Raw genomic sequence first — 652 nt, 5'->3', positions numbered from 1 at the left:
AGTAATAGTACGTACTACGTGGAATGTCTGCGACTTTAACTATTTCCACTACATCAAATTCATGCTTTAGTTCAAAAATTACTTGCGCTTTGATTTTGTTTGTAATTTTTCCTGTTCTCGAACTAAAGCGTTCAACTTTTTTAAATAGGCATTCTCCATACGTAAGCGATCATTTTCAGCTCGAAGAGCTTCGATTGAACCTTCAACTGGCAGTTGTTGTTCCTTGTTTAGCTTTGATACTTTTTTCATGGATGGACGCCCCTTTTTCTTTGATTGTAGGGCATCAATTCCTCCAGTTTCAAAAGCCTTTCTCCAATTTCGGACCATACCAGGTGAAGAAATATTGAAAATGGCAGCTGTGTCATAAGAAGATGTACCCGTTTCGTTCATATAATTGAGTACATTTAGTTTAAACTCCCCAGAATAATTTGTATAGGACTTAATAAATGCTTCCATACCGTGTTGTTCATAAAGCCTAACCCATCCCCTTATAATAGAATTACTAACTCTTACTTCTTCCGCAATTTTTTCAAAACTTTCAATTCCCTTTAAATACCTTAATACAATTTGTATCTTATCTTCCGTTTTAAATTTGGACATAAAAACACCCCGTAAATGTTAGTTTAGTGTCTAACATTTACGGGGCAGTTCA

1 protein-coding gene is annotated in these 652 nt (G+C 35.1%); it reads right to left on the bottom strand.

The annotated features are described in order from the left end of the window. Nucleotides 1–78: 78 nt before the first annotated feature. Entirely contained in the window at nucleotides 79–600 is a 522-nt protein-coding gene (locus tag LC455_RS31070) for a helix-turn-helix domain-containing protein (protein WP_223596804.1), read from the bottom strand. Nucleotides 601–652: the final 52 nt, after the last annotated feature.

The organism is Neobacillus bataviensis (assembly GCF_019969725.1).
The sequence above is the reverse complement of the archived record's forward strand: the minus strand, read 5'-3'. Positions and strand labels throughout refer to the sequence as shown.

Coding starts and splice junctions, on each gene's coding strand:
- LC455_RS31070 (WP_223596804.1), bottom strand. CDS start 600: ATGTCCAAATTTAAAACGGAAGATAAGATACAAATTGTATTAAGGTAT.